Raw genomic sequence first — 3425 nt, 5'->3', positions numbered from 1 at the left:
GCACTCTGACATTTTCCGGGACGTTATCAGTTCAATCTGATTATGAAAACCAGAGCGGAGAGTCTGAGTACTATTGGGCAGATGACCAGACTTCAGTGCCATGCCGATTCGGCTATTCCGGGAGCGACAAGAAAGGGCTGATCATCCATGAAACCGGTCAACTTCTTGACCTTCCGGTGAAGATCGCTCTCCCTGACTCTATCACTCTTGTAGGAACTCAAGCAGAGTGGGCAGAGAACTACCGCATTGTTTCAACCTCAACCGGATTCTATGGCACGTTTCAGATCCTGACTCCGTATGTTGTCAAGGGCATTTCCGGGATTGATCACTATGCATTCGTTCTGAAGGTGATGCCATGAATGAAGCAGCCCGTGACGAACTACTCATCCGGCTGGATGAACGTACCGGGACTATGATTGAGCGGTTGAAACAGGGCGATCAGGTGATGGCAAACCTCGAAACCCGGATTAATTCACTCGAATCCTGTGAGGATCAGCGACAAGGGACACTGAAGTTTGCCGGAATTGTCGCAGGGATCATTTCTACCGGGGGAGTTGTTGTTTCGATCCTGGTGTCATACTTTCGGGGGGGTGCGTAAATGGCTACTATTTGCACCCCGGAACAGATGGCTCAACGGATTGCCGGGATCCAAAAAGGTTGTGAAGATGGAATAAAGAAAGGTCTCATCAAGGCTGCCGCAATTGCCGAAACACAGGCAAAGAAGAACCTGACTCCCGGAAGTAGTCCCTATGCTCATGCTCCTTTCGATACCGGACTTCTTCGGGGGCACATTGGGTATTCTGTCGATGTCACTTCCGTTGATGAGTTTGTCGCCAAAGTAGGGGTTGAGGCGGACGTCAAGAACTCAGAAGGGGTCGATCTCGATACGTATGCCTTTTACGTTCACGAGGGAACCCGGCCACATAAAGCACCAATGGAAGCGATCAAGAAGTGGGCCGAGAGAAAGAGCAGAGGTGGAAAAAATTTCAACTGGTTCCAGGTCTGGAAGAAGATCGCAGAAGAGGGGACAGAAGCTAAGCCTTTCCTCCTGGATGCAGTCGAATCCACGCAGGATAAGTACATGCCCCTCATAGAGGATGAATACCTAAAAGCCCTGGCTGCATATTGTGCGAGGTTAGGATGAATCCAACCGTTTTTTCTGCAGTGCTCGGCACGCTCCGGGATAATGCAGACCTGCAGGCTCTTCTCGGGGGTCCCTATGTGTACCGGGCATATGGGGTCACTCCTGCTCACATCCCGAGCATAACTCTCCTTGAAAACAACGAGAGCAGCAAACTCAGGGCAGGTTACAATTCGTTCCGTAACCGTGATAGCTCCCCGACCCTTCAGGTTGATATCTGGATCAACACTGACAAGGAAGACTCTCCCTGCACGGGTGAAGATGCTGACATGATAGCAGAAAAGATAGACGAAATCCTGTTCGCTCCGGATGCTGTTGCTGGGACGTATGGGTGGACGAGAAACAGCAGATCGACACAGAACGATACTGACATAGGGGGCATACACATTGCCATCCGGTATTTGTTCGGTTACGTAGTTACAGACACTTAAGGAGAAAACATGACAACCGTTGGAGATTTTGGAGAATATACCGGGGTATCCGGCATAATTACCCTTGATGGGGTTGCACTTGCTGATGTGCAGTATGATGTCAAGTGGAAACGGGCAACTGTGAGCCATTCACGGGGAGGGAAGCACTCCGACATAAACATCCCGGGAAAACTTACGGTAACAACAAAGATCAAAAAGGCCCTCGTATATGCAGATGCGGCCAAGGTGCTTGGGTACTCACTAACCGATACTCCGATCGCTGGAACGGCAGAGACCCTGCTTTCGGCATCTCACGTCCTCGACGGAACTGATAACTACGAGGATATGACTGATGATACCATTGCATCTCTATCAAGGGTCAGGTATACCCTGGCAACCAAAGCAATCACCACCGGGGGGACCATTACTGTGATCGGTGAAGATGCCGATGGAAATGCAATTTCCGAGATCATTACAGTCCCCGCTCCAGCCTCTATTGGTGCAACCTGGACTACCACGAGACTCTTCAAGAAAGTGTATGGTCACACCATCCGTGGGATAGATTCAGCCGATGATCTCGGGACGTTTACCGTGGCCTCTATCGCCGGGTCTGCGACGTATACTGTGGGAGATCCAAAAATCTTTGATCTAGTTGGATCGATCCCGAAAGGTGAGACGAACATCATGATAACCCAGCCTGATTGCTGGTTCTCTGAAGGCGGGATTGCCTGGGAAGATGCAGGAAAGGTCATTGATGTTGAATGCCCGGTTGAGATGAGAGATCCCGATACGCTGAACGTCACAGTATCATGAGCCGAAACATAGATCCAGATGAAGCAAAGGCGATGCTGAAAAAACATCAGCCTAATTTTGACCGGATTAATGCTGTTGTTGATGCAGAACGCAATAAGTGGCAGGACGAAATCGCTATGCTCGAACGCCGGGTCCATGATGTCTACGAGATGGTGGATCTCGGCAATGGTGACAGAATTGCGGTAAGAACTGCATTATCTGAATCAGAAATGCAAGAATTTGGCAAGTTAGAAAATATGAAAGCCGCCCTTGAGAAAGGGGATGAATCACTTTCTAATATCACATATCAACAGATAGCCCTTATGACTGCCAATCCGCTCATAACTACAGAATGGCTTGAAGAAAACAAAGACAAATGGCCAGTAACTGATGCTTTAGTGGTAATATCGAGCTTCCTTGAAGGCATCTTGCTCAAAAAGATGGGGCGGGTGAGGGACATCCAATCCTTTCTCGGCCAGTAGTTATGGGCAGAATTACGGGGATTATCTCAGATATCTCGGAGTCCTTGACCCCCGAGAGTATGCAAAACTCCCCCCTGACATAAGGTTGTTCTGGAAGGCGTGGTATAACTCGAAGATGGAACGATTAGGAGGAAAATAAGTGGGGCTGATAGGATCTCTAGGGCAACTCGCATATGATATTATTGCGAATGACAAAACCGGAGATAGCACCAAATCGGCGCAAAAGAACCTCATGACGACAGGGGTTGCCATGACAGGAGTGGGAGTAGCCTCCAAAGTTATGGTAGATGATGTCAATAACTCATTTCTTGAGTTTGACAAATCTACAACTGCAGTGAAAGCCCTTGGTTCATTATCCGATGAAGAATTTAACAAGGCAAAAAAAGCCGCTATTGATCTTTCGACTCAGGTCCCGATTTCTGCAACCGACGTATCAGATTCAATGTACAAAATGGTGTCCGTTGGTTACGACTTTGACACCATGATGAAGACAATTCCGGAAGCGACGAAACTTGCAGTTGGAGGAAATATCTCCCTGTCTGACTCGGTAGATGGAGTTATCAACGACTTTGGAGCGTACGGGACGACCACATATTACTC

General features: G+C 48.6%; 7 protein-coding genes. All 7 read left to right on the top strand.

Annotated features, from left to right (window positions below; genetic code table 11):
• The coding region (locus tag LUQ50_RS06410) for a hypothetical protein (RefSeq protein ID WP_300037904.1) at nt 1-359 on the top strand (359 nt) is incomplete at its 5' end.
• Nucleotides 356-598, top strand: coding sequence for a hypothetical protein (locus tag LUQ50_RS06405; RefSeq protein ID WP_300037901.1), 243 nt, complete (start codon nt 356-358; stop codon nt 596-598). The genes LUQ50_RS06410 and LUQ50_RS06405, both read left to right, overlap by 4 nt.
• Nucleotides 599-1144 (top strand): hypothetical protein, encoded by a 546-nt coding sequence (locus tag LUQ50_RS06400; protein WP_300037898.1) that lies wholly within the window; start codon nt 599-601, stop codon nt 1142-1144.
• Nucleotides 1141-1572, top strand: coding sequence for a hypothetical protein (locus tag LUQ50_RS06395; protein WP_300037894.1), 432 nt, complete (start codon nt 1141-1143; stop codon nt 1570-1572). Before LUQ50_RS06400 ends, LUQ50_RS06395 begins: the two co-directional genes overlap by 4 nt.
• A gap of 9 nt (nt 1573-1581) precedes the next feature.
• Nucleotides 1582-2364, top strand: coding sequence for a hypothetical protein (locus LUQ50_RS06390; protein ID WP_300037891.1), 783 nt, complete (start codon nt 1582-1584; stop codon nt 2362-2364).
• Nucleotides 2361-2825: a hypothetical protein gene (locus tag LUQ50_RS06385; protein ID WP_300037888.1), complete on the top strand. Its 465-nt coding sequence runs from the start codon at nt 2361-2363 to the stop codon at nt 2823-2825. Before LUQ50_RS06390 ends, LUQ50_RS06385 begins: the two co-directional genes overlap by 4 nt.
• Before the next feature lie 139 nt (nt 2826-2964).
• Nucleotides 2965-3425, top strand: a 461-nt coding sequence (locus LUQ50_RS06380) for a phage tail tape measure protein (RefSeq protein ID WP_300037886.1), incomplete at its 3' end; no start/stop codon positions are given.

Source organism: Methanospirillum sp. (assembly GCF_028679455.1).
In the GTDB taxonomy this organism is placed as follows: Archaea; Halobacteriota; Methanomicrobia; order Methanomicrobiales; family Methanospirillaceae; genus Methanospirillum.
This window is presented reverse-complemented; position numbering and strand designations above follow the sequence as displayed.

What these genes read in the sequence shown, in the direction of transcription:
- LUQ50_RS06405 (WP_300037901.1), top strand. Translation starts at nt 356, where the DNA reads ATGAATGAAGCAGCCCGTGACGAACTACTCATCCGGCTGGATGAACGT.
- LUQ50_RS06400 (WP_300037898.1), top strand. Translation starts at nt 599, where the DNA reads ATGGCTACTATTTGCACCCCGGAACAGATGGCTCAACGGATTGCCGGG.
- LUQ50_RS06395 (WP_300037894.1), top strand. Translation starts at nt 1,141, where the DNA reads ATGAATCCAACCGTTTTTTCTGCAGTGCTCGGCACGCTCCGGGATAAT.
- LUQ50_RS06390 (WP_300037891.1), top strand. Translation starts at nt 1,582, where the DNA reads ATGACAACCGTTGGAGATTTTGGAGAATATACCGGGGTATCCGGCATA.
- LUQ50_RS06385 (WP_300037888.1), top strand. Translation starts at nt 2,361, where the DNA reads ATGAGCCGAAACATAGATCCAGATGAAGCAAAGGCGATGCTGAAAAAA.